The organism is Paraburkholderia sp. BCC1876 (assembly GCF_902833695.1).
Classification (GTDB): Bacteria; Pseudomonadota; Gammaproteobacteria; order Burkholderiales; family Burkholderiaceae; genus Paraburkholderia.
On record NZ_CADFGI010000002.1, the window covers coordinates 85,078 to 110,571 of the forward strand.

The 25,494-nt window shown below is 62.5% G+C and carries 20 protein-coding genes; 15 read left to right on the plus strand and 5 right to left on the minus strand.

What is annotated here, in order from left to right:
- Window positions 1–196: 196 nt before the first annotated feature.
- Both HWY05_RS06895 and HWY05_RS06900 read left to right on the plus strand, forming a co-directional pair.
- The gene (locus HWY05_RS06895; protein WP_176057867.1) at window positions 197–1,504 is read left to right on the plus strand and encodes an MFS transporter; all 1,308 of its coding nucleotides are present in this window, start codon (window positions 197–199) and stop codon (window positions 1,502–1,504) included.
- 100 nt (window positions 1,505–1,604) lie between these two features.
- Window positions 1,605–2,852, plus strand: a complete 1,248-nt coding sequence (locus tag HWY05_RS06900; RefSeq protein WP_176057868.1) for an amidohydrolase family protein — start codon at window positions 1,605–1,607, stop codon at window positions 2,850–2,852.
- Window positions 2,853–2,919: 67 nt separating this feature from the next.
- Here the strand turns inward: HWY05_RS06900 and HWY05_RS06905 are convergent, their stop codons facing one another.
- Window positions 2,920–3,867 carry a DMT family transporter gene (locus HWY05_RS06905; protein ID WP_176057869.1) on the minus strand — a complete coding sequence of 316 codons (948 nt, stop codon included), beginning with the start codon at window positions 3,865–3,867 and terminating at the stop codon, window positions 2,920–2,922.
- Between the two features lie 124 nt (window positions 3,868–3,991).
- On the opposite strand from HWY05_RS06905, the gene HWY05_RS06910 reads away from it, so the two are divergent.
- A complete protein-coding gene (locus tag HWY05_RS06910) occupies window positions 3,992–4,912 on the plus strand; it encodes a LysR family transcriptional regulator (RefSeq protein ID WP_176057870.1) in 921 nt (306 codons plus the stop codon).
- 279 nt (window positions 4,913–5,191) lie between these two features.
- Here the strand turns inward: HWY05_RS06910 and HWY05_RS06915 are convergent, their stop codons facing one another.
- On the minus strand, window positions 5,192–6,079 hold the full coding sequence (locus tag HWY05_RS06915) for a LysR family transcriptional regulator (RefSeq protein ID WP_244146540.1): 888 nt from the start codon (window positions 6,077–6,079) through the stop codon (window positions 5,192–5,194).
- 270 nt (window positions 6,080–6,349) lie between these two features.
- Here HWY05_RS06915 and HWY05_RS06920 point away from each other — a divergent pair, with 270 nt between their 5' ends.
- The 3 genes from HWY05_RS06920 to HWY05_RS06930 all read left to right on the plus strand — a co-directional run bounded on the left by HWY05_RS06920 (window position 6,350) and on the right by HWY05_RS06930 (window position 10,340).
- Window positions 6,350–8,119, plus strand: coding sequence for an adenine deaminase C-terminal domain-containing protein (locus HWY05_RS06920; protein ID WP_176057871.1), 1,770 nt, complete (start codon window positions 6,350–6,352; stop codon window positions 8,117–8,119).
- 194 nt (window positions 8,120–8,313) lie between these two features.
- Window positions 8,314–9,024: a DUF6198 family protein gene (locus HWY05_RS06925; RefSeq protein WP_176057872.1), complete on the plus strand. Its 711-nt coding sequence runs from the start codon at window positions 8,314–8,316 to the stop codon at window positions 9,022–9,024.
- A 233-nt stretch (window positions 9,025–9,257) separates the two neighbouring features.
- On the plus strand, window positions 9,258–10,340 hold the full coding sequence (locus HWY05_RS06930) for a porin (RefSeq protein WP_176057873.1): 1,083 nt from the start codon (window positions 9,258–9,260) through the stop codon (window positions 10,338–10,340).
- A gap of 339 nt (window positions 10,341–10,679) precedes the next feature.
- Here HWY05_RS06930 and HWY05_RS06935 read toward each other — a convergent pair whose 3' ends face one another.
- Window positions 10,680–11,660: a chemotaxis protein gene (locus tag HWY05_RS06935; protein WP_176057874.1), complete on the minus strand. Its 981-nt coding sequence runs from the start codon at window positions 11,658–11,660 to the stop codon at window positions 10,680–10,682.
- 420 nt (window positions 11,661–12,080) lie between these two features.
- On the opposite strand from HWY05_RS06935, the gene HWY05_RS06940 reads away from it, so the two are divergent.
- From HWY05_RS06940 to HWY05_RS06950, 3 genes are all read left to right on the plus strand, one after another.
- Entirely contained in the window at window positions 12,081–12,641 is a 561-nt protein-coding gene (locus HWY05_RS06940) for a DUF4142 domain-containing protein (RefSeq protein WP_035551469.1), read from the plus strand.
- Window positions 12,642–12,924: 283 nt separating this feature from the next.
- Window positions 12,925–14,634 (plus strand): tetratricopeptide repeat-containing glycosyltransferase family protein, encoded by a 1,710-nt coding sequence (locus HWY05_RS06945; RefSeq protein ID WP_176057875.1) that lies wholly within the window; start codon window positions 12,925–12,927, stop codon window positions 14,632–14,634.
- A 90-nt stretch (window positions 14,635–14,724) separates the two neighbouring features.
- A complete protein-coding gene (locus HWY05_RS06950) occupies window positions 14,725–15,750 on the plus strand; it encodes an aldo/keto reductase (protein ID WP_035551465.1) in 1,026 nt (341 codons plus the stop codon).
- Window positions 15,751–15,882: 132 nt separating this feature from the next.
- Here the strand turns inward: HWY05_RS06950 and HWY05_RS06955 are convergent, their stop codons facing one another.
- Complete coding sequence (locus HWY05_RS06955) at window positions 15,883–16,626, minus strand: SDR family oxidoreductase (protein WP_035551463.1); 744 nt, start codon at window positions 16,624–16,626, stop codon at window positions 15,883–15,885.
- A gap of 138 nt (window positions 16,627–16,764) precedes the next feature.
- Here HWY05_RS06955 and HWY05_RS06960 point away from each other — a divergent pair, with 138 nt between their 5' ends.
- Both HWY05_RS06960 and HWY05_RS06965 read left to right on the plus strand, forming a co-directional pair.
- Entirely contained in the window at window positions 16,765–17,664 is a 900-nt protein-coding gene (locus HWY05_RS06960) for a LysR family transcriptional regulator (RefSeq protein WP_176057876.1), read from the plus strand.
- Window positions 17,665–17,832: 168 nt separating this feature from the next.
- A complete protein-coding gene (locus HWY05_RS06965; protein WP_035551458.1) occupies window positions 17,833–18,150 on the plus strand; it encodes a single-stranded DNA-binding protein in 318 nt (105 codons plus the stop codon).
- On the opposite strand, the gene HWY05_RS06970 is transcribed toward HWY05_RS06965, so the two are convergent.
- On the minus strand, window positions 18,120–19,052 hold the full coding sequence (locus tag HWY05_RS06970) for a LysR family transcriptional regulator (RefSeq protein WP_176057877.1): 933 nt from the start codon (window positions 19,050–19,052) through the stop codon (window positions 18,120–18,122). The genes HWY05_RS06965 and HWY05_RS06970 overlap by 31 nt on opposite strands.
- Before the next feature lie 145 nt (window positions 19,053–19,197).
- On the opposite strand from HWY05_RS06970, the gene HWY05_RS06975 reads away from it, so the two are divergent.
- The 4 genes from HWY05_RS06975 (at window position 19,198) to HWY05_RS06990 (ending at window position 25,414) form a co-directional block, all read left to right on the plus strand.
- Entirely contained in the window at window positions 19,198–20,961 is a 1,764-nt protein-coding gene (locus HWY05_RS06975; protein WP_176057878.1) for an acyl-CoA dehydrogenase family protein, read from the plus strand.
- Window positions 20,961–22,232, plus strand: coding sequence for a CoA transferase (locus HWY05_RS06980; RefSeq protein WP_244146541.1), 1,272 nt, complete (start codon window positions 20,961–20,963; stop codon window positions 22,230–22,232). The genes HWY05_RS06975 and HWY05_RS06980 overlap by 1 nt, the downstream gene beginning before the upstream one ends.
- A gap of 70 nt (window positions 22,233–22,302) precedes the next feature.
- Complete coding sequence (locus HWY05_RS06985) at window positions 22,303–23,616, plus strand: MFS transporter (RefSeq protein ID WP_035551451.1); 1,314 nt, start codon at window positions 22,303–22,305, stop codon at window positions 23,614–23,616.
- A gap of 160 nt (window positions 23,617–23,776) precedes the next feature.
- Window positions 23,777–25,414: an amino acid racemase gene (locus HWY05_RS06990; protein ID WP_176057879.1), complete on the plus strand. Its 1,638-nt coding sequence runs from the start codon at window positions 23,777–23,779 to the stop codon at window positions 25,412–25,414.
- The last annotated feature ends 80 nt before the right edge of the window (window positions 25,415–25,494 follow it).

The window sequence follows — 25,494 nt, forward strand, 5'->3', positions numbered from 1 at the left end:
GTGAAAACAGTTTCGCATGCGCTGTACGCATGCATGCATGCGAATCTATCGTTTCGAAAACAATTCTGGTCTCACTAGGATCGGCGTTATGCATGCGAAGGCGCCGTTTAAGGTTCGAGGTTCGAGCACGGCGCGGCGAGTTGCCGATACTTCCGCCTGCCTCCCGCGTGAAACGCGGCCGATGAGGAAAGAGACCATGCAAGGAACGCTTGTATCCAACGCCACGATGTCCGTCGACACGCTCGCGCGGCAGCGGCGCCGCGCCATTGTCGCCACCGTGCTCGGCAATGGGCTCGAATGGTTCGACTTCACCGTCTATAGTTTTTTCGCCGTCATCATCGCCAAGCTGTTTTTTCCGACCGGTAACGAACTGAGTTCGCTGCTGCTCGCCGTCGCCACCTTCGGCGTGGGCTTTTTCATGCGTCCGGTGGGCGGCATCGTGCTGGGCGTCTACGCCGATAAAGTCGGACGAAAGGCGGCGCTGTCGCTGACCATTCTGCTGATGGCGCTCGGCACCGCGCTAATCGGCCTCGCGCCGACCTACGACCAGATCGGTTTGTGGGCGCCGGTGCTGATCGTGGTCGCGCGTTTGCTGCAAGGCTTTTCGGCGGGTGGCGAGATGGGCAGCGCCACGGCCTTTCTCACCGAATACGCGCCGGTGGAAAAGCGCGCGTTCTATTCGAGCTGGATTCAATCGAGCATCGGCTTTGCGGTGTTGCTGGGCGCGGCGGTCGGCACGTTCGTGACCGCGAGCCTGAGCGCCGACGCGCTGCATTCGTGGGGCTGGAGAATGCCGTTCCTGATCGGCATTCTGATCGGGCCGGTCGGCTATTTCATTCGCAGCCGCATGGATGAAACGCCCGCCTTCAGCGCGGTCGCCGACGAAGCCAAAAACGATTCGCCGCTCGCCGAAGTGCTGCAACGATTTCCGCGCGAGACCTTCGCGAGTTTTTCGATGGTGATTCTGTGGACCGTTTGCACCTACGTGCTGCTGTTCTATATGCCGACGTATTCGGTGCGCACCTTGCACCTGCCGCAATCCACCGGGTTCTCGGCGGGCATGTTCGGTGGTTTCATGATCATGTGTTTCGCGCCGGTGGTCGGCAAACTGGCGGATCGCTTTGGCCGCCGCCGCTTCCTGTCCGGCGCTGCGGCCGCGATCCTGCTGCTCGCGTGGCCGATGTTCGCCTATATCAATCGCGCGCCGGGACTCGCTTCGCTGATGGTGTTTCAGGGCGTATTCGGTCTGCTGATCGCGATGTACACCGGGCCGATTCTCGCCGCGTTCTCCGAGCTGTTCCCGACCAAGGTGCTCTCTACCGGACTGTCCGTTGCCTATAACTTCGCGGTGACGATTTTCGGCGGCTTCGCGCCGTTCTTCATTACTTGGCTGATCGCGTCGACCGGCAGCAATATGGCGCCCGCGATCTACGTGATGATCGCCGCGGCCATCAGCCTCACCGGCACGTTCTTCGTGCGCGAGTCGCGTCACCGCGACGCCTGAGCCAGCCTAAGTCAGCCAGAGTCAGTCTGCGCGCGGCCATTCTGCGTCGCGCGAATTCCTTTATCCAGTCAAGTCGGTCAAGTCAGTCAGGAAGACAGCAATGAGCATTACGGTAATCAGCGGCGGCAACGTACTCGATCTGACGCAGGGCGCGTTGCTCGAGCATCATCATGTCGTGATCGAAAACGGCCATATCGTCGAAGTCACCGATCGTCCGGTGGATCTGCCCAACGCACGCGTGATCGATGCGCGCGGCAAGACGGTGATGCCTGGGTTGATCGATTGTCACGTGCATGTGCTCGCTTCGCGGGCGAACCTCGGCGTGAACGCGGCGCAGCCGAATATCCTCACCGCGATTCGCGCGCTGCCGATTCTGAAGGCGATGCTCGGCCGCGGCTTTACCAGCGTGCGCGATGCGGGCGGCGCGGATTGGGGTTTGACGCAGGCGCTGGAAAGCGGCCTGATTCCCGGGCCGCGGATTTTCCCGTCGGGCAAGGCGCTGTCGCAGACCGGCGGCCACGGCGATTTCCGGCCGCGCGGCGACACGCTCGAACCGTGTTCGTGTGCGTTCCGTGCGGGCGCGATCGCACGGGTGGTTGACGGTGTGGATGCCGTGCGGCTCGCCGTGCGCGAAGAGATCCAGAAGGGCGCGACGCAGATCAAGATCATGGCGTCCGGTGGCGTTGCGTCGCCGACCGACCCGATCGGCAACACGCAGTATTCCGAGGACGAGATCCGCGCGATCGTCGCCGAAGCGCACGCGGCCAATACCTACGTGATGGCGCACGCGTACACCGGCCGGGCGATTTCGCGCACGATTCGCTGCGGCGTGCGCACGATCGAGCACGGCAATCTCGTCGACGAAGCCGCCGCGAACCTGATGCGCGAGCATGGCGCGTTCGTCGTGCCGACGCTGGTGACTTACGATGCGCTCGCTAAACATGGCGCGGATTACGGCTTGCCGGCCGATTCGCTCGCGAAGATCGAGACCGTGCGGCAAGCGGGCCGCGACTCGTTGCAGATCTACGCGAAGGCCGGTGTGCCGATGGGTTTCGGCTCGGACCTGCTGGGCGAGATGCACACGTTCCAGAGCGATGAATTGCGGATTCGCGCCGACGTGCTCGGCAATCTGGAGGCGTTGCGGTCGGCGACCACGATTGCGGCGGAGATCGTCGATCTGAGCGGCAAGCTCGGCGCGGTGAAGGCCGGCGCGATTGCCGATCTGCTGGTGGTGGACGGCGATCCGCTCAAGGATATCGGCCTGTTGACCGGGCAGGGCGAGCGGATCGCGTATGTGTTGCAGCGTGGCGAGGTGGTCAGCGAACGGGGTGCCGTAGCGTCGCGTTGAGCTGCGAGCTGCGAGCTGCGAGCGGGATAGCCCGCTGCTGCAGAAGACGACGCACTCGGGCGCTGTTTCAGGCGTCCGCGGTGCGCACTCGCCAGGCGGTCCAGCGCACGGTTGCCAGAACGGATGCCGCGACGATCAGCGCACCGCCGACCCACGCGCTCACCGAAATCCGTTCACCCAGCCACAGGCAGGCGAACACCGCGCCGAAGGCCGGTTCGCTACCCATCAGCAGCGACACGCGGGTCGGACTGCTGCGCTTGATCGCGAAGTTCTGCGCGAAGAACGCGAACAGCGTGCACGCCAGCACCAGATAGGCGATGTAACCCCAGAACGCCGGATGTCCTGCCAGCGACGGCGCCGCCTGCCACTGTTGCGGCGCGAACAGCCATGCCGCCGCCGCGCTGCCGAACGCCACCACGCCCGATTGAACGGCGGTCACCGTCAAAGGCGGCAACGCCGAATCGCGCATGACTCGCTTCGTCACGCACACCGTCAACGCACGCAGCAGCGCGGCGAGCAGAATCAGCGCATCGCCCGGATTCAAGCTGAGCGCGCCGTCGCCGGCCAGCAGCCATGCGCCCAGCAGAGACAGCGCCACCGCCATCCATTCGACGCGGCTCGGCCGACGCTTGAGCATCATCCATTCGACGAGCGGCGTCAGCACCACGCACAAGCTGATCAGAAACGCGGCGTTGGCGGCGCGCGTCAGCAGAATGCCGAAGGTTTCGCAGAGAAAGATGCCGAGCAGTAGCAGGCCCGCAATCGATACGCCGCGCAGTGTGCGAGCGTCGGCTGCGCGCAGATGGCGCAACGACGGCGAGAGGATCACGAAGGTGATGCCGAAGCGCAGTGCGAGCAAACCCAGCACCGGGTAGAACACCAGCGCGCTTTTGACCACGCCGTAGCTGGTGCCCCATACCACTGCGACTGCGAGCAGCATGAGATCGGAGATCAGGAGCAGGCGTTCCTGGCTCTTTTGTTGGGCTTGTTGGGCGTGTTGCTCGTGTTGCGACATGACGGACCTCCGGCGGATAAGTGCGTATTGTCCGGCTTTGCGTCTGCGGTGATAATCGGGTCGCCGTGCATAGCGTTTATGTCGCGAATGCATCAATCGATTTATCACCGACGAGTCCGCCACGATGACGCCTACCGAACTTTTCGCCTTGCTGCCGGATATGGCGGTGTTTGCGCGGGTTGTCGATGCGGGCAATTTTTCGGTGGCGGCGCGGCAGTTGGGCAGCACGCCGTCGACGGTCAGCCGGCAGATCAAGCGGCTGGAGGACGCGCTTGCGACGCGTCTGCTCGAACGGTCGACGCGTACGGTGCGCGTCACGGAATCGGGCGCCCAGGTGGCGCGTTTTTGTCGCGACATGGTGAGCGCTGCATCGGGCGCGGTCGATGCGGCCGGGCAACTGGCCGGTAGACCGCAAGGGAAGGTGAGCTTGAGCGCGCCGACGCAGTTTGCGAGGAGCGTGATTCATCCGCTGATTGCGGGGTTTCTGCGGGCTTATCCCGAGGTGGATCTGCAACTGCTGTTTACCGATCACGACGTGGATCCGCTCGCGGAGGATGTCGATCTGGTGATCCGCTTGACCGAGCATCCTCCGGAAAGTTTTGCGGGACGGAAGTTGGGGGCGGTGCGGTGGTTGCTGGTGGCGTCGCCGGAGTATCTGCTGGAGCGTGGGATGCCAGTGATGCCGCGCGATCTGCTCAAGCATGCTTGCATCTATCTCGGCGAAACCGCTGACGACAATCGGTGGCGCTTTCGGCGTGGAGCAGAGACGCAGAGCGTCGAGGTGAAGGGGCGCTACATTGCCAATCATGCAGGGGCGCGGATCGAAGCGGCGCAGCAAGGGTTGGGTGTGGCTAGCGTGCCGGAGTTTGCTGCTGCGGAGGCGCTGATAAACGGCGCGCTGGTGCAGGTGTTGGCGGATTGGAGGCTTGAGGCTCGGGCTTATGTCGGGGAGGTTTGGTTGCTGTATCCGCCGAATCGGTTTTTGCCGCCTAAGGTGAGGGTGTTGATTGATTATCTGGTCGGGCATGTTCGTGATGGGGGGTAGGGCTCTTTTTTGTGTTGGATTGTGTTGGCCTTTCCTTGATGTCATGGTGGTCTATTAGCGTCGCCCCTGTGCGGGGCGGCACCTACTTCTCTTTGCCGCGGCAAAGAGAAGTAGGCAAGAGAAAGCCGCTCACACCGCTAATTCTTAAGCGGGTCCCCCGCGCAGTCGCGGTAGTGGTGCATCTGGAATCTGTGTTCTCGCGCACTCCGCGTTCGTGACACAGCAGTCATTTTTCCGGCGGCGCTGCGCGCGCCCTCGTGATTGTTCTGCCCTGTTTTTTTATGTGCTTGTTGAGTCTAGGACGCCCACGATTTCTTCCGCGAGCAGTAAGCTCGCCAGGCCGTGTCCGTGCTTTTCGCGGCGTACAAGAGACAGCACGTTCTTGCTGAAGACGCGGTCGCGGATCTGCCGGTATGTGAGTACCTCCTGGCGGTACTCCTCCGCTATGTCGAACTTGCTAAGGAAGGCAATCGCCTCGCTCGCGGCGGCAAGGCGTTTCATCGTCTCGATCGAATTCGTTCTGAATGCCGGCTCGACACTGAGGCCGGCTTCCTCGAATGTGTCGGCAACAATGCCGTGGATCAGCATGGATCGATCAGCGAAAATCAACGGATACGACGTGCAGTGAGCCAGCGGGATCGACTCCATGCGCGCCAGTGCATGCGTCGGCGCAATCACGGCGCCAAGGCGCGTGTCCATCTCCCAAAGACGCTCCAGTTGCGGCGACGGCGGCAGGTTGAAGCCCAGTCCCAGATCGGCCTCGCCACTCACCAGCGCATCCAGAATTTCACGCACGAACATCACCCGGATCGAAATCTTGATGTGCGGATGCTGCGCGCAAAAACTCGCCGCCGCGGTGGAGGCGATTCCGCTCGCCAGCCCCGTGACGGTCGCAATGATCACCTCGCCCTTCTGCAACGTCTTCAGGTCGCGTATCTCCGCCTCGACCTGGCGGTATTCCAGCATCGTTCTGCGCACGTGAGCCAGCAAAATCTCGCCCGCCGGCGTCGGCCGTAATCCGCGTGGCAGCCGCTCGAATAACGGCTCGCCAATCTCCTCCTCAAGAAGCAGCAAATGCTTGTTGATCGCGGACGGAGCAATGTGCAACTTCTCACCCGCCGCACGGATGGAGCCGCAACGCGCAACCTCGTCGATGTAGCGCAGCAATCGTGAATGAAGCATGGTCGGCCACCCCCGTAGTCGGCGTAGCGTACTCGAAAAGTGCACACTCCGCTCAAAAAACGGTTCTTTTTAGAAACGCTCAATTCAGTCCTAATTGCATCAGTCGCGCCGCCTGGCGAAGGGATCTGAAAGGGTCGATCCCGCACGCGCTCGACCCAACTTTCCACAACTTTTGTTCTGGATATTTGCCGGCGATTTCTTCGTTGCGGTGCGGCAAAACGCAGGCTCAAACCAATTGATGAAAGTGAGACGACCATGTATCAAGAAGTCAGCGAGAGAAACGTCACGGCATCCGGGCAACGTGGCGAAGTGACTGCCCATTACGATCAGGTGAGAGCGATCTTCGAAGTTCTCAACGGAAAAAAGGAGGCCGATCTTCTCCTGAAGAATGTGAATATCCTCGACGTCCACAGCGAGACGGTCTATCAAGGATCCATTCTTGTTTACGACAAGCGCATCGTCGCGTTGAATCCCGATGAAGCGGCGATCAAGGTAAGGCAGATCTTCGACGGTGAAGGCCTCTATGCCATTCCAGGGCTGATCGACGCTCACGTTCACTTCGACGCGCAATTAGCCCATCCGGCCGCCTTTGCCGAAGCCATCGTCCCTTGCGGCACGACCACCATTTTTTCGGAGTGCCTCGATTTTGTGAGCGCGGCGGGCCCGGAAGCGGTGCAGGCCACCGAGCGACTGTTCAAGAACCACGAACGCCTACCGTATCGGGTGTATGCGTTCGCGCCCGGCAAGAAGACTTCGGTGGAAGTCACCGACGCGTTGCTGAAGATGGACCCGGTAATCGGCCTCGGCGAACTCGCGCACCTCACCTATAGCGTGGGCAATGACGACGATTTCCGCAAATCGGCCCTGGGGCGTGCCAAGGGTGGTTTCATGAACACGCACTGGGGCGTGACCACGCTCTCGGACATGATGCTGAACTACATGCCCGCGATCGGCGCCTTCGCCAACCACGACGTGTGGAAGGAAGACGACATCGAGAAAAGCGTCCGCTACGGCCTGCAGACGCAAATCAAATTCGGCGTGGGCAGCAGCGAAGTGATCAAGATCATGTTGCGCGCCATCGTCAAGCGCAAGTGGCCTGCCGAGAATTTTCAACTGTGTGCGGACAATATCTCGGTTGACCGGCTGATGACCCAAGGTCACATGGACTGGATCGTTTCGCTGTGCGCCGAAATGGGCATCGATCCGATCAAGGCGATCAAGATGGCGACGCTCTACACGGCGCGTGCATTCCGGATGGACAACAAATTCGGTTCGCTGACGCCGGGCCGGTTCGCCGATATCGTGCTGACGGACAGCCTCTCCAGGATCAATCCGCGTTTCGTTTTCAAGGACGGCGAACTGGTCGCCAAAGATCGTCAACTGTTGAAGCAGGCCGATGTCGACTATTCCGGCATGGTGAAAAAGCCGGTGCCCGGTCTCGGCGATCTGACGCCGGAGCAGCTCGACCTCGTCCCGCTCGAAGTCTCGGCGGATGGAACGCAGGCGAAGGTCTACCTGTTCGACGTCTATGGCCGCGGCCACGAAAAGTTCTATCAGGAAGTGTGGGTGCCGTTGCGCGATGGAAAAGTCGTCGCCGAAATAGGGGGCGTCAAGCTCAACCGTATTTCGGTCGTGCAGCGCTATACCAACGGCAAGCGCCATGTGGTGAACGGTCTGTTCAAAGGCGTCTATATCGATCGCGGCGCGGTGGCGACATTCTGGCCGGCGCCTAAAGCCTACTTCGTCGCGGTCGGGCAGGACAGCGCGGAAATGTGCCACAGCCTCCGGCAGGTCGACACCTATGCGGGTGGTTGTATCGTCACCGAAAACAAGGATGTCAAGGCGGTGCTGCCGCTGGACATCTACGGTGTCATGGCTAACATGGGCCTGACCGAACTGCTCGCCGCGACCCGCGCCATCGATGCCGCGCTGGAGGAGATGGGCAACCGCAATGAGGGCGAGCCGGTGGTGAACAAGCTGTTGACCTTGTTCATCTCGCTGGACCGTTTCGGCTTCATGGTTTGACGCCAACCCCAGCCAGGTAGGAGGAGACGGCCGGCGGGCACGCTGGAGCGCTGCCGGCCGACAGAGTTGGGAATGGCAGCGGCGCGTTCATTCCGGCGCGCCGCTGGAAACACCCCACCATAGCGCGGTGCCCGATCAAAAAACAAGCCGCGAACAGCACCGCACAAAAGCAGGAAGACAACCTAGGGACAGTCATGGCGCACCATGCAAGGGAAGCTGAAGTCATCGATACCGGTAGCCTGAAACGGCGCTGGATCACCTACGTGATTGGCATTTACATACTGACCATGGGCATTAGTCTGGCGATCAGGGCCGGCATCGGCATTTCGCCGCAAAGCAGCCTGACCCGCACGATGACCCTCGTGTACAAGCCGCTCAGCCAGGGAACGTACAACTTCATTCTCGAGTTGTTCATGTTGCTGCTGACTTATCTGGTCGCGCGAAAAGACTTCAGGCTGAAGAGCTTCGCCTCGTTGATTCCGGCCTTCGTGCTGGCGACGTGCCTTGACCTGAACCTGATGTTGACCCGGTCGATCGTCTTTCAGGCGTATTTCGAAAAGTTCTCCCTGCTGGTTTTTGCCGATGCGTTACTCGCATTCGGTTTGTTTCTGATGATCCGTGCGAATCTGGTGCTCATGCCGATCGACATGTTCGTCAACACGCTCTTCAGGCGCACGGGATTGAAGTGGGGGGACATCAAGACGAGCTTCGACTGCACGCTTCTGGTGATCAGTGCCGCGATCGGTTTCGCGCTGCTTGGCGGACCGAAATTCATCCGCGAAGGGACGTTCATGAACGCCATTCTGGTGGGGCAGTACATCAAGCTCTATTTCTTTCTATTCCACAGAATCAAAACGGCGATCGCGTCGCATTACCGAAGATCGCTGGAACATCGGCCGTATTAGCGTCAGCGCATCCGAACCCAGGACGATTGCCTGTTAGCGAGTCGAGGGCAATCGTTGCGGTTTTGCGTGCCGCGCCAGACCGACGCCACGCTGCCGCGTTCGACCTGCGGCCTGCCTGCGCGCCTCGAATTTCGCCTTAAGTCTCGGTTATACCCGTCATTACTCCTGGTTTGCGGACGTCGATCACGACGTCGGCATCCACTCGTCATTTGAAAAGTGAAAGAGGCGACAACATGCTGATGAAATGCACTCGCATTGCCACGCTGAGGAGAATCAACCACATTGCCGCGACCGTCGCCCTTATGGTGATAGGTGTTCACGCACAAGCACAGTCGAGCGTGCAGTTATACGGAATCGTCGACACGTGGATTGGCCTCCAGAAAACTCCTGGCAAGGCGTCTAGCTGGCAGGAGGGCGGCGGTGGTTTGTCCACGTCGTTCTGGGGCTTTGGCGGTCAGGAGGATCTGGGCGGCGGCTACAGGACGATTTTTGCTATCGAAGGTTTTTTCCGTCCGCAGAACGGCGCATATGGTTCGTTCAACGGCGACCCGTTCTTCTCACGCAACGCGTATGTTGGCCTCACGATGCCTGCCGGCACCTTCACGCTGGGACGCCAGAGCAGCCTGTTGTATTTGCAGGCATGCCAGTTCAATCCGTTTTACGCCTCGTTCACATTTTCGCCGACGATCCTGCAGATGTATGCGGGCCTTGGCACTTATCCGTCGTACAGGACGGATCAGGGAATCGTGGGCGGAACGGCCTGGAGCAATGCGATCCAGTACGCCACGCCTGATCTGCACGGATTGACTGGCCACGCGATGTACGCGTTTGGCAATAGTGGATCGGGGAACGGCAGCAAGCAGTATTCCGTGCAGGCGTCGTATCGGAACGGGCCATTTGCTGCCGGGGCCGTCTATCAATACGCGAACTTCAACTCGACGGCAGGCGACCTGAATTCCTTACTGGCTGGTTTCCACAGCCAGAGCGCGACGCAGCTTGCGGCATCTTATGAATTTTCGTTTGCGAAGCTGTACGGCGAATATACCTATACGAACGACGACGTGATCAACAGGGGCTTCCACGTCAACATGTTCGAGGGTGGCCTGAGCATACCGATTGGAACAAGCAGAATTCTTGCGTCTTACGCGTATTCACGCGATTCCGGCGGCCTCAACCAGAACCGCCAGACTGCAACGCTGGGATACGACTACCCGCTGTCCAAGAGGACGGATCTCTACGCCGTGTACCTATACGACCATTTCGCCGGCCTATCGTCCGGCGAGACTGCGGGAGTGGGAATTCGCACGCGATTCTAGGCGCGAAATGCAAAGCACCGCGACACCAAACGGACGAGGCGTACGACGCTTGATCAAGCGCCCAGCCAAAGATGGCGAGAGAAACCCCGAGGGCGCGCGCAGCGCCGCCGGAAGAATGACTGCTATGTCACGAGCGCGGAGTGTGCGAGAGCCCGGATTCCAGATGAGCCACTACCGTGGCTGTGCGGGGGACCCACTTAAGAATTAGCGGTGTGAGCGGCTTTCTCTTGCCTACTTCTCTTTGCCGCGGCAAAGAGAAGTAGGTGCCGCCCCGCACAGGGGCGACGCTAATACACCACCAGGAACGCAAGGAAAGGCCAAAAACCAAAAAAGCGCCGCTCAGGCCCCAACCTCCACAGGTGCCTTCCCAAGCGCATTCCGAATAGCATCCGCCAACTCCGCAGCAGCAAACTTAGCCACATACCCATTAGCGCCAGCATTCTTCACATGCGCCTCATTAGCCGCCCCGGTAAGCGAAGAATGAATAATGACGGGAATATCCCGAGTCCGCTCATCGGCCTTGATCTGACGGGTCAACATAAACCCATCCATCTCCGGCATCTCCAGATCGGTCAACACCAGCGCAATACTATCCTTAGCCCGCCCACCATTAACCTGCGCATCCCGCGCCACCTGCTGCAAGGTATTCCAGGCCTCTTCCCCAGTCTTGGTCATCACATAATCCGCTCCGATCGCAGTCAAAGCCTGCTCGATCAACTTACGAGCAAACCCCGAATCGTCAGCGGCAAGAATCTTGGCCCCGCGCCGAATCCCCAACGCCTCGCCCATCACCGACGCCGGATCGACAGCCGGATGCTGCGAAGGAAACACGTCCCGCAACACCTGCTCCACGTCGATCACCTGCGCGAGCCGCGAATCCCCCGTATTACCGTCGATCCGCGCAATGCTCGTCACCAGATTGCCACCCGCCGCGCCCTCGGCGGACAACACCTGATTCCACTCCAGCCGCACGATATCGTCGACTTCCTCAACCGCAAACGCTTGCGTCGAGCGCGCGAACTCGGTCACCAGCAAAATGTTCAAACCGCGCGTTGGCTCGCAACCCATCAATCTCGGCAGATCGATCACCGGAATGATCTGCCCGCGAATATCCACCGCGCCCATCACATACGGCGACGATCCGGCAATCGGCGTCACCTGCGGCATTGTCGAAATTTCACGTACCTTGAATACGTTGATGCCGTAAAGCTCATGCTGATCGCTGCCGGGAACCGAACCCAACCGGTACAGCAACAGCTCGAACTTGTTGGAACTCGTCAGGTTGGTGCGTTCGTCATTCGCGCGGTGATCTACGGCCATCGGCTCTCTCCAGAATTGCGGTGCGTGTGGTGACGCCATGCATCGCTACGTTCGACGCTGGCGCGCGCCCTACCTTTCTGTTATCGGCGCGATCGCCGGAAAATTCAGCGTTTCCTCGCGGTTTCAGCAGCATTCTTGACGTATGTTCTGGTTAACACCCACGCACTATCAGCGGCACGAAGCAGGCGGCCGCAATACAGGCCTGTCAAGGCATTCATATGAAGGTTACCTAAGGTTACAGAAGCCACAGCGTCGTATCACATGGGGTACGACGCGCCTCCTAGAATTCACAGCAATAAAAGCGTGGCGCCGTCAGCGGTCCGCAAGCTGACTGCAAGGTCGGAACGCGGTCGCGCGTTGCAGATTGACGCAGGGCGCACACGCATCGCTGTCGTTTCGCTTCCACCTCAAGGAGAACATATGATCCGCTTGCCTCTCGCAACAATCACCGGTGCCTGCATGGCCAGCCTGCTGCTCGTCGCCAACGTTGCCAACGCGCAAACCGCCGCGCCCGCGGCAGCCGATGCGAGCCGTCTGCATGCCGCCGACCAGGCGTTCATCGCCGACGGCACCCAGGTCGTCGCGACGCAACGCGACGCCGCACGCATCGCGACGTCCCGCTCCACGGATCGCGACGTCAAGGCCTTCGCCGAACGCGTCTCGACCGATAACGCGAAAATCTCCGATGCGCTGCGCGCGGCCAGCCCGCGCGGTGTCGACGTGCCGAAGAACGATCCGGATGCAGCGGTGCTGGCCAGCATCAACAATCTGCGCGGCGCCGATTTCGACAAGACCTATATCGAACAGGTCGCGCTCGTCGGCGAGCAGAAAGCGCTGTCGGCGTTCCAGGCGGAAATCGCGTCGGGCCGTGACGACCAGTTGAAGGCGGTCGCGAAGCAGGCGCTGCCGACCATCCAGGCGCACTACGCCATGGCGCAGGATCTCGCCAAGCGCAAGCATCTGGCCACCAGCACGCAGTAACGCGCGTCAGGCACGGTAAAACGCGGCACACGCGTCACGTTGCGGCGTGATGCGTGATGCGGCGTGCCTCGACATGACGCTGTGGGACCGCCCTGCCGCGAACGCGGCGGCACGGCTATCCCGCTCACGCAACTCACGCGGTATGCAGTCGGCCATTCGCATGCGGTCTTTTCGGCGATAATCGGCTTCGTTCTTTCGAACGCGATGCGTGCGCGATCAACGCGCTCCATCGCCCTCGACAGCGCTTTCACGATTCCACCCGCATTCAATTCAAGCTCACCGTATGGGCAAGCCTGCCAATCTGCCGCAACAGTTGGACTCGATGCTTCGGCAAGCCGTCGCGCTTCAACAGAACGGCGCCTTTGCCGAAGCCGAAGAACTCTATCGCGAGATTCTCGAACTCAAGCCTCGTCATTTCGACGCGCTGCAATTGCTGGGCGCACTCGCGCTGCAAGCCGGCCGTCTGGAAGAGGGCGTCGATCTGCTGAAGAAGGCGCTGGCGGTCAACGCCAAACAGGCGCCGATTCATTCGAATCTCGCTTACGCGTTAAACGCCTTGCAGCGTTTCGACGAAGGCCTCGCGAGCGCGGATCGCGCGCTGGCCCTGCAAGCAAAATTCCCCGATGCGTTGAACAATCGCGGCAACGCGCAAGCCGGTCTGAACCAGCCGCTCGATGCGCTCGGCAGTTTCGACCGCGCCATCGCGCTGACGCCGGCTTTCGCGCAGGCCTGGAACAATCGCGCGTGCGTGCTGCGCGATCTGGGCCGTCCCGCGGATGCGCTCGCCAGTTGTGATCACGCGCTGGAGTTACAGCCGAACTATCCCGATGCATGGAGCAATCGCGGCAATGCGCTCAGCGATCTGAACCAGCCGCACGACGCGGAGCTTAGCTACCGGCGCGCGCTTGAACTCGCGCCGGCTTTCACCGATGCATGGAATAACCTCGGCCTCACGCAGATCGACCTTGATCGGCACGCGGAAGCCCTGGCCAGTTACGAGCGTGCGCTGGCCGTGAATCCCACGGCGGCGGAAACGCATTGGAATGAATCGCTGTGTCTGCTGCAAATGGGGCAGCTCGAAGCCGGCTTTCGCAAATACGAATGGCGCTGGGAGCGCAACCGGATCAAGGCCGGCAAGCGCAGCTTCGCGCAGCCGCTGTGGCTCGGCGATTTTTCGATCGAAGGCAAAACGATTCTGCTGCATGCCGAACAGGGTCTCGGCGATACGCTGCAGTTTTGCCGCTATGTGGCGCTGGTGTCGAAACTCGGCGCTAAGGTCGTGCTCGAAGTGCCCGCCGAGTTGATGCGGCTCATGACGACGCTCGACGGTGTGGATCAGTTGATCGAAGCCGGGCAGCCGTTGCCGCCGTTCGATTGCCACTGTCCGTTGCTGAGTTTGCCGCTCGCCTTCAAGACCGACCTCGCGAGCATTCCGTCGGCAACGCCGTATCTGTTCGCGGATCGCGAAGCGGTCGAGCCATGGCGCGAGCGTCTCAACGAGCACGCAAACGGCCGACTCAAAGTCGGTCTGGTTTGGGCCGGCGGCAACCGGCCGCACGTCGCGGAATTGCGCAAGAACGACGCGCGCCGTTCGATCACGTTCGAGCGCCTCGCACCGATGCTCGACCTGCCGAACGTGCAGTTCTTCAGCCTGCAAAAAGGCGCGGCGGCAATGCAGCTAGTGGATAGCGATGCGGGCCGTCACACGGTCATCGACTACACCGAAGCACTCCACGATTTCGCCGACACGGCGGCACTCGTCGCCAACCTCGATCTGGTGATTTCCGTCGACACGTCCACCGCGCATCTGGCCGGCGCAATGGACAGGCCGGTGTGGATTCTGAATCGCTTCGACACCTGCTGGCGCTGGATGCTGGAGCGCACCGACACGCCCTGGTATCCGCGCGCCCGGCTATTCCGGCAGCCTGCATTAGGCGACTGGGACAGCGTGATCCATGCCGCGCGCAACGCGCTGGCAACGCTGACAACCTAGCCGGAAGCTGCCGTGCCAGCCGACGCGTTTCTGCCGACGCGCGTAGACTGAACCTCCGTTTATCGACGGCTAGGCCACGGAGATTCATCAATGGAATACAGACATCTGGGTGCATCCGGTTTCAAGGTCCCGGTACTGAGTTTCGGTACGGGCACATTCGGCGGCAAGGGCGAGTTCTTCGAAGCGTGGGGCTCCAGCGACGTCGCGGAAGCGCGCCGTCTGATCGACATCTGTTTCGACGCGGGCGTCACCATGTTCGATACCGCCGACATCTATTCGAACGGCGCGTCGGAGTCGGTGCTCGGCGAGGCGCTCAAGGGCAAGCGCGACAAGGCGATCATCTCGACCAAGGCGACCTTCCGTTTCGACGACAGTCCGAACAACGTCGGCTCGTCGCGTTTTCATCTGATTCAGGCGGTCGACGCCGCGCTCAAGCGTCTGCAAACCGACTACATCGACCTGTTCCAGTTGCACGGTTTCGACGCGAAAACGCCGATCGCCGAAGTGATGTCCACGCTCGACGATCTGGTGCGTGCGGGCAAGATCCGCTACACGGGCGTGTCGAATTTTTCGGGCTGGCATCTGATGAAATCGCAGGATGTCGCGGACCGCTACGGCTATCCGCGCTATGTCGCGAATCAGGCGTATTACTCGCTGGTGGGCCGCGATTACGAGTGGGAGTTGATGCCGCTCGGCATCGATCAGGGCGTCGGTGCGGTGGTGTGGAGTCCGCTCGGCTGGGGGCGTTTGACCGGCAAGATCAAGCGCGGCCAGGCGCTGCCCGAAACCAGCCGCTTGCATAAAACCGCCGACATGGGGCCGCCGGTGCCGGAGGAGTATCTGTTCCGCGTGCTCGACGCGATCGACGAGGTCGCTGCCGAAACCGGCAAGACCGTGCCGCAGATTGCGCTGAACTGGCTGTTGCAGCGGCCGACGGTGTCGACGGTGCTGATCGGCGCGCGCAACGAGGAACAGTTGCGGCAGAACCTCGGCGCGGTGGGCTGGAATCTGACGCCCGAACAGATGGCGAAGCTCGATGCGGCCAGCGCCGTGCGTCCCGCTTATCCGTACTGGCATCAGGAAGGGTTCACGGAGCGTAATCCGAAGGCGCTTTAAGCGTCTTTTGCTACCAAACGTAGAAACGTCGTTGCCTCGCCACGCGCTGCGGTCAAACGTGTTCTTACACGTTCAGCCGCCGCGCGTGGCGATTTCATTTCCGCGCCGTGTCTTGCGTCATGGCAGCTTCAATCAGGCCAATCCGCCGTTGGCGCGCAAGGTCTGACCGTTGACCCAACCTGCGTCCGGACCCGCGAGGAACGACACCACCCCTGCGATATCGTCCGGCTCGCCGAGGCGTTCCAGCGGCGGCATTTTCGCGTAGGTCTGGATCTGCTCGTCGCTCTTGCCTTCGAAGAACAGCGCCGTCGCAACCGGCCCCGGCGCGACCGCGTTGACGGTGATGTGACGGCCACGCAGTTCCTTCGCGAAGATCTGCGTGAACGCCTCGACCGCCGCCTTGGTCGCGGTGTAGATCGCGTAGCCCGGCAGATTCAGCGCGAGCACCGTGCTCGAAAAATTGACGATGCGGCCGCCGTCGTTCATTCGCTTGGCGGCTTCGCGCAACGTGTTGAAGGTGCCGCGCACGTTGATGTCGAAGGTCTGTTCGTACACGGCGTCGCTGGTGTCGGCGAGCGGCATGGGCTTGAATACGCCGGCGTTGTTGACCAGCAGATCCACTTTGCCCAACTGCTGTTCGGTGCTCTCGAACAGGCGGCGTACGTCGTCGGGATTCGACACGTCGGCTTTTACCGCGATGGCTTTGGCGCCTTCTGCCGAGAGTTTGGCGACGAGCGCGTCGGCTTCGGTTGAACTCGACGCGTAGTTGACGACGATCGCGAAACCGTCGTTCGCGAGGCGTTGCGCGACCGCCGCGCCAATGCCGCGCGAGGCGCCGGTGACGATAGCGACGCGAGCGTTTTTAGTGCTGTTCATGATTCGTTCCCTTTGGATGGAGAGTGGATGAGACACATCATGAGCGCTTTCGCTGTCGAGATAATCCGGCTAGACTGGGCATCATCATTCCATTTGCTTTAATAATGGGCGGCAAACCGCCTGCAAAGGGCGTTCAGCATGGATCGTTTCGAGGAAATGCGCGTGTTCGTGCGGATCGCCGAGCGGCAAAGCTTCACGCGCGCGGCGGACGATCTGCAGATTCCGCGCGCCACCGTCACCACGCTGATGAAGCGCATGGAGCAGCGGCTCGGCGCGCGGCTGCTGGAGCGCACCACGCGCACGGTGCGGCTCACGCCCGACGGCGAAGCGTATTACGGCCGCTGCGTGCGGCTGATCGCCGATATGGAGGAGGCCGAGGGCTCGTTTTCGAACCTCGCGCCGAAAGGGCTGCTGCGGGTGAATCTGCAAGGCACGTTGGCACGCTATTTCATCGTGCCGGCGCTGCCCGCGTTTCTCGCGCGTTTTCCCGATATCGAACTGATGATCGGCGAGGACGATCGCTACGTCGATCTGGTGCGAGAAGGGATCGATTGCGTGCTGCGGGCCGGCAATCTGCAGGATTCGTCGATGGTCGGGCGGCGCGTCGCGCTGCTGCCTCAGGTGACCGTGGCGAGCCCCGCGTATCTGGCGGCTTATGGCGAACCGGCCGATCCGGACGCGTTGTCCGCGCATCGGGCGGTCAATTATGTGTCGAGCGCGACCGGCAAGGCGGTGCCGCTGGAGTTCAGCGTCGACGGTCGCGAGGTGGCGATGGTGCTGCCGTCCGCGGTCTCGGTGAGCGGCGTGGAACTGTACACGGGCTCGGCGCTTGCCGGACTCGGCATCGTGCAGGTGCCGCGATACCGCGTGGCGGATGAACTGGCAGCGGGGCGCTTGCGGATCCTTCTCGCGGACTTCCCGCCGCCGCCGATGACGGTGTCCGTGCTGTATCCGCAGAACCGGCAGTTGTCGTCGCGGGTGCGGGTGTTCGCGCAGTGGCTGCGCGAGATTTTCGAAGCGTCGGGCGTCGGCGTGTGAATGCGCGAGCGGTCTTTTTGTGGCGAAGGGTTCGCGTGCGGCGCGTTCTTTTATGCGAGCGTTGCGGCGTCTCGTGGGATCATACGCACCGTGCTGGGCAATCCGGCTTTTTGCACGGCACGCCCCGAAGTCAGTCGCGTCGGGGCACGCAATAACAGGAGCAGGGCAATGATCGATGGACTGGTGGGCGGGCGCTTGTATGGCGAAGCGCAGATTCGCACGGGGCAAAACGGTAGACGTTTCGTGACGTGCAAGGTACGGGCGACCACCAACGACGGCGACACGATTTTCGTCAACGTGATCGCGTTCGACGACGACGTGCAAACCGCGCTACTCGCGCTGAGCGATGCGGACAGCGTCGCGCTGAGCGGCACCTTGACGCCGAAGGTGTGGACCGACAAGAACGGGCTCGTCAAACCGGCCGTGGACATGATCGCCCACCGTCTTCTGACCGCCTACGAAGGACGCCGCGAAGAGGGCGCCTGAGCCGTTTTTCGCGGCCCGCCGCCGTCGCCGCTGTCGCGCAGATAGTCGACGAAGCGGTCGGCGACCGGCTCCGCGTCGCCGCTTCTGCGCAAAAGCAGCACTTGCGATAGCAATGTCTCCCCCTTCAATGGCAGAAAACACACGCGCGGGTCCTCGATCTGCCGCAACGTGTACGGCACCAGCGCGACGCCCATGCCGAACCCGACCATCGTCACGACCGTCTGCCACAAACGCGCTTCATGGCGGATCAATGGGCTGAACCCGGCGCTCACGCACTGCGCGATGATCAGATCGTGATAATGCGGCGACACGGTGCGCGGAAACAGAATGAACGGTTCCTGCGCCAGCGCCTGCAAATCCACTTTGCGCCGCTTCGCCAACGGATGATCGGCCGGCAGGCAAATCAGAAACGGCTCGGAAAATACCGGTGTGGAAGTCACGTCGGACGGGAAATTGCCCCAATGCGCGCAGCCCATGTCGATCTGCATCCGCTGGATTGCATGCACCTGTTCGCTCGTGTTCATCTCTTTCAGCACGATTTCGACGCCCGGGTAATCGGCTTCGAATCGACGCACGGCCTGCGGCATGCCTCGGTACAGCATCGAATTCACAAAGCCGATTCTGAGCCGGCCCGCGAGCCCATGCGCCGAGCGAACCGTAATGCGTTCTGCCTCGCTCGCCTGCAATAACAGCCGCCGCGCCTCGCCGAGCAGCACCTGACCGGCATTGGTCAGCGCCACCGTTTTGTTGGTGCGCGCGAGCAGTTGCACGCCAAGCTGCTCCTCAAACTTGCGAATATCGAAACTGAGCGCGGGCTGCGAAATGAACAGCCGTTTGGCCGCGCGGCCGAAATGCAGTTCTTCGGCGACCGCCACGAAATAGCGCAATTGCTTCAGGTCCATGGCGGTCTCCGGTTTTCCGATCGATAAGCTGCGTCTATCGTACCGGAACTAAGTTGTATTAGACGATTATCGAAGCCGCTTCTATGCTGTTTCCACAAGGCGCAACCAGGGCCTGGGCTACAAGTTGGATGGAGACGAGACAAGCATGAGCGACATCACCGCGCAGCCGGCACCCGGCGCGTCCCATATTCCCGATAGCCGGGGCATCAATTTCTTCACCAGCGACCCCGATTTCGCGGGCCTGCTCAAACTGCATCTCGGCGAAGCGCTGTATCGGGAACTCGACAGCCAACTCGTCGAACTCGGCCAACGCGCGTCCGGTGAACTCGACATCTGGGCGCTGTCGGCCGACAAAAACACGCCGCAATTGCGCCATCGCACACGGCGCGGCGAAGCGCTGCAAAGTATCGACAAGCATCCCGATTACATCGCGCTGGAACGTGTGGCGTACGCCGAGTTGGGACTGGCGTCGCTGAGCCACGCAACCCGCGAAGGCCAGAAAACGCCGCCGCCGCTTGTCAAATACGCGCTGACGTTCCTGTTCGTGCAGGCGGAATTTGGTCTGTGCTGTCCGGTGAGCATGACCGATTCGCTCACCCGCACGTTGCGCAAATTCGGCGCGCCCGAACTGGTCGCGCGGTTTTTGCCGCGCTTGGCGTCGCGCGATTTCGACTCGCTGTTTCAAGGCGCGATGTTCATGACGGAGCAGGCGGCGGGCTCCGACGTCGCGCGGATCGCGACGCGCGCCACGCTGGAAACGGATGCGCAGGGCGCGCAAACATGGCGCCTGCACGGCGACAAATGGTTCTGCTCGAACGCCGACGCCGATCTCGCGATGGTGCTGGCGCGTCCCGATACCGCGCCGGCAGGCATCAACGGTCTCGCGCTGTTTCTGCTGCCGAAAACGCTGCCGGACGGCTCGCGCAACGCCTACCGGATCGTGCGGCTGAAGGACAAGCTCGGCAGCCGTTCGATGGCGAGCGGCGAGATCGTGCTGGAAGGCGCCACCGCGTATCTGATCGGCGAAGTGGGGCGCGGTTTTCATCAGATGGCCGACATGATCAACATGTCGCGTCTGTCGAACGGCGTGCGCGCGGCCGGCTTGATGCGGCGCGCTGTGACGGAAGCGCTGCATATCGCGCGTCATCGCGAAGCGTTCGGCCGCAAGCTGATCGATATGCCGCTGATGCAGCGTCAATTGCTCAAGATGATGCTGCCCGCCGAACAGGCGCGCTCGATGTTCATGCAGATCGCGCTACTGCTCGACCAGGCCGATGCCGGCGACCATCAGGCGGCGAAATGTGTGCGCATCCTCACGCCGTTGATCAAGTTCCGCGCCTGCCGCGACGCGCGCCGCGTGACCGGCGACGCCATGGAGGTGCGCGGCGGCACCGGTTACATCGAAGAATGGAGCGACGCGCGGCTGGTGCGCGACGCGCATCTCGGCTCGATCTGGGAAGGCACCAGCAATATCGTCGCGCTCGACATCGCCCGCGCGGCGAAACGCGACGGCGCGCTTGAACCGTTGCGCGCGTATTTGCTGGACCGGCTCGGCGCGGCCGGTTTGCCGGCGACGAGTCTCGCGTTGTTGCGCGCCACGCTGACGCGCGCCTGCGATGCGTTGGCGAGCGTCGCGGAAGCCGGCCGCGACGAATGGGTCCGGCAGGCGGGCACGGCGTTGTATCACGCGAGCACCGCGGTGCTGATGGCGTGCGAAGGCGTACGGCTCGCGCCGGATTACCGGCGTCTTGCGCTGAGTCATCTGGTGGTGCGGCATAAGTTGTTGCCGATCGATCCGCTGAATCCACGGAGTTCGGCCGATGAACCCGGCGTGATCGACGCATTGGTGAACGGCCGCGGCGTGACGCTAGAACAGGCGCTGCAAGTGTTGCCGGAAGGGAGCGCGTGATGACGGCGTCCAGTAGTGAAAAAAGCGCACAAAGCACCCAAGGCGCCCTGCAAGGCATCAAGGTCATCGACTTGAGCCGCGTACTCGGCGGCCCGTACTGCACGCAAGCGCTAGCCGATCACGGCGCCCAGGTGATCAAACTCGAACCGCCCGACGGCGACGAAACACGCGGCTGGGGTCCACCGTTCTACGGCGACACCGCGTGGTATTTCGCGGGCGTCAACCGCAACAAGCAGGGCATCGCCGTCGACCTGTCGCGCGACGAGGGCCGCGCGATCCTGTGGAAACTGCTCGAGGACGCCGATGTACTGGTCGAAAACTTCAAACCCGGCACACTCGCGCGCTGGGGCATGGACTACGAGCGCGATCTGCGCGAGCGTTTTCCGAAACTGATTCATTGCGCGGTCTCGGGCTACGGCCCCGACGGCCCGCTCGGCGGCTTACCCGGCTACGACGCCGCCATCCAGGCGATGACCGGCCTGATGAGCGTGAACGGCGAACTTGACGGACCGGCCACGCGCGTCGGCCTGCCGGTCGTCGACATGGTCACGGGCCTGAACGCGCTCGCCGGCATTCTGCTCGCGCTCGCCGAACGCGCGAGCAGCGGACGCGGCCAGTCGATCGATATCGCGTTGTACGACTGCGGCGTGTCGCTGCTGCATCCGCATCTGCCGAATTATTTCGGCTCCGGCCGCACGCCGCAGCGCAGCGGCAACGCGCATCCCAACATCACGCCGTACGACAGCTATCGCACCGCGAGCGCGCCGATCTTTCTGGCGGTCGGCAACGACCGGCAGTTCGCGCGACTGTGCGCGCATCTCGGCGCGCCCGAACTCGCCGACGATCCGCGCTATGTCGACAACCGCAGCCGCTGCGCGCATCGCGAGCCCTTGAAGGCGGCGCTCGAAAACCTGCTCGCCGCGCACGATTGCGAGCCGCTCGCGCAGGCGCTGATCAACGCGGGCGTGCCCTGTGGTCCGGTGCAAACCGTCGACGTGGTCGCGCGCCATCCGCATACGCTGCATCGCAGGATGGTGGTCGAGTTGGGCGCGTATCGCGGCACGGCGTCGCCGATCAAGCTCTCGCGCACGCCGGCCACGTATCGCAGCGCGCCACCGGCGCTCGGCGGCGATACGCGCGCGGTGCTGGATGGGTTGGGGATCGACGCGGCGACGCAGGAGAGGTTGTTCGAGGCGGGTGTGTTGCGCGGCGAGATGCCGAAGGGCTGTGAGCCCGAACCCGCTGCGCTCAACGTGAGCCCACCCGATTAATCACCGCAGTCCCCCGACGACGGCTCACAGAAGCCGCGCCATCCAGAAGAACGACCTTGGAGACAAACCCATGAATCGCGAGCCAGACGACCACGCCGCAGCCCGGCAACCCACGCGCGCCGCAGCGGCGGCTTTCGTGGGCACCACCATCGAGTGGTACGACTTTTACATCTACGCCACGGCCTCCGCGCTGATCTTCGGCAAGCTGTTCTTTCCCGGCGGCGATCCGTTCTTCGCGACGCTGGCGTCGTTCGGCACCTTCGCGGTCGGCTTTTTCGCGCGACCGTTCGGCGGCCTGGTGTTCGGCCATCTCGGCGACCGCATCGGTCGCAAGAAAGCGCTGGTGGCGACGCTCGCGATCATGGGCGTCGGCACGGTCGGCATCGGCTTTCTGCCGACTTACGCGAGCGCCGGTGTGTGGGCGCCGGTGTTGCTGGTGCTGCTGCGCGTCGCGCAGGGCATCGCGATCGGCGGCGAGTGGGGCGGCGCGGTGTTGATGGCGAGCGAACATGCGCCGCAGGGTAAGCGGACCTTCTTCGCGTCGTTCGCGCAACTCGGCAGTCCGGCGGGTTTGATTCTGTCGCTGATCGCGTTTCGCGCGGTGGCGTCGATGGATAAGGACGCGTTTCTCAGCTGGGGCTGGCGCCTGCCGTTTCTCGCCAGCGCGCTGCTGCTGGTGGTCGGTCTGCTGATCCGCGTGGGCGTCGACGAATCGCCGGAATTCAAGGCGCTCAAGGCACAGCGCCGGGTCGCCGCGCTGCCGGTCGTCGAAGTGGTGCGCGACGCGTGGCGCACGCTGCTGCTGTGTCTCGGCGCGAACGTGATCGGCGTGGCCGGTGCATGGTTCGTCAACACCTTCATGCTCAATTACACGACGCAGACGCTCGGCCTCGATCGCTCGCTGATTCTCGATTGTCTGTTCGTGGTCGCGTTCATCCAGTTGTTCACGCAACTAGGTTCGGGCTGGTTTGCGCAACGCATCGGCACCGGACGGTTCCTGAAAGGCGCGGCGGCGCTGGCGATGCTGTCGCCGTATCCGATGTTCGCGCTGGTCTCGACCGGCCGGCCGCTGGCGATCGTGATCGGCATCGCGCTCGCGGTGATGTGCATGTCGAGTTCGTATGCCGTGATGGCCGGCTTCATGTCGACCGCGTTCCCCGTGCGCGTGAGGTATTCGGCGATCTCGCTGTCGTACCAGCTGTGCGCGGCGCTGGCCGGCGGCTTGACGCCGCTGATCGGCACCGTGCTCGCGCATCGCTATCCGGGCGCCTGGTGGCCGCTGGCCGTGTTCTATAGCGTGCTGGCCGGGATTTCGCTGGTGTGCATCGGCACGCTGGAACGCCGCAAGCAAGGCACGACGCAGGCCGTCGTCGAAGCAGTCTGAACGACGCGCCGGCGTGTTGCCGCGCCGGTCTGAAAACAGATGGAAATTGTTTTTCGTGGTTAACCCCACGTCATACTCGCGCGACATAATGTCATCCTCAAGCGCGCAGAACTCGCCCGCCATTTAGGCGGACGAAAAAAAATGACAGGGGAAGGTCATCATGAATCGCTATCGTTCGCTGGGCGTTGTGACCGGCGCGGCGCAACTCGCCAGCGCCGACGTCTTGTGCCGGATGAGCGCGGCCTGGCGCCGGCCCGGCGCGGTGAAGCCGTTCGATCTCGTGCTCGAAGAGCGGAGCTGGCACGGCCCGGCTTCGCAGAGCGCGGCGAACGCCACCTTCAAGATTCACGTATTCGACACGCTGCGCGCTTTTGAAAAACGCGGCGTCGATGCAATCGTGCTGCCGTGCTTTCTCAGTCACACCTTTATCGACGAACTGTCGGCGAACGTCGCGCTACCTGTGGCGAACATCATGAGCGCGCTATCGGCGCATGTGCGCCAGGCGTTTCCGTCGGTGCGCCGGATCGGCGTGCTGACGTCCGACGCGATCCGCGACAACGGTCTTTTTGAGCGCTATTTCGAAGCCCCGGACTTCGACGTGCTGCATCCGCTCAACACAGCGGGCGTCGATTGTGTGACCAGCGCGGTGTACGGCGACGCGGGCATCCGCAGCGGTCATTTTTACGGCCGGCCGATCGAGTTGCTGCGCGCCGCTTGTGCGGACCTCGTCGCGCAAGGCGCCGAGATCATCGTGCCCGGTCTCGCCGAAATCGCGCTGGTGGCACGCGCGCTCGACACGCTGCCGGTGCCGTTCGTTGATGCCAATCTGGTCTACGCGCGCTACGTTGCCGCAGCGCAATTTACGCAGCCGGAGCGGCGCTTCAAGGTGGGCGTGCTGGGCGGCGTCGGCCCCGCGGCCACCGTCGATTTCATGAGCAAGCTGGTGCGCAACACGCCCGCCGCGCGCGATCAGGATCACATCAAGATCATGGTCGAACAGAATCCGCAGATTCCGGATCGTACCGAAGCGCTACTCGGCCGCGGAATCGATCCGACGCTCGCGCTCTACGCCGCGTGCAAGACGCTCGAAGACGGCGGCGCGGATCTGATCGCGATTCCGTGCAATACGGCGCATGCGTTCGTCGAACAGATCCAGCCGTCGCTGACCATTCCGATCGTGAATATGCTGACCTGTACCGCCGATTATCTGCGCGACGCTTTTCCCGACGTGCGCGAGATCGGCGTGCTGGCAACCACGGGCACGCTCGCCAGCGGCGTGTACGAAAGCGCGCTCGAAGCGAGCGGCTTCGTGCAGATCGCGCCGCGCGCGCCCGCGCAGACGCGGCTGATGAACGCGATCTACGGGCCGAACGGCGCGAAGGCGGGCTTCAGGTCCGGCGAGTGTTGCGAGGATCTTGGCGCGGCGATCGACGATCTGGTCGCGCAAGGCGTGCAGGTGATCGTGCTTGGATGCACCGAGTTGCCGCTGCTGATGGGTGATACCGCGCCGAGTGGCGCAAGTGGCGCGAGCGGCGCAAGTGTCACAGAAGGGCAGACGGTGCGCTTCGTCGATCCGACCGATGTGCTCGCGCGCCGCTGTGTGGCTTACGCGCTGGGTGCGAGCAACGCGCTGGAAAGCGCGGTCGAGGCGATCGCGCCGGAGGTTGGCGCACCGGCAGCGCTCGCTTCGGAATCCGCCGCGCCGCAAGCCGCGCCCCAAGCCGCCGCGCGGGACGCGAAGCGCGTGCGCGGCGCACGCACGCGGGTTCGCACTCGCGTGGAAGGTGTATTTAGCTAGGCCGGCCGCGCCGGCGCGTTATCGCGAGCCGGCGCGGTTCTGTCTCGCCATCCTGTTTCGTCCGACGCCGGTTCCGGCGC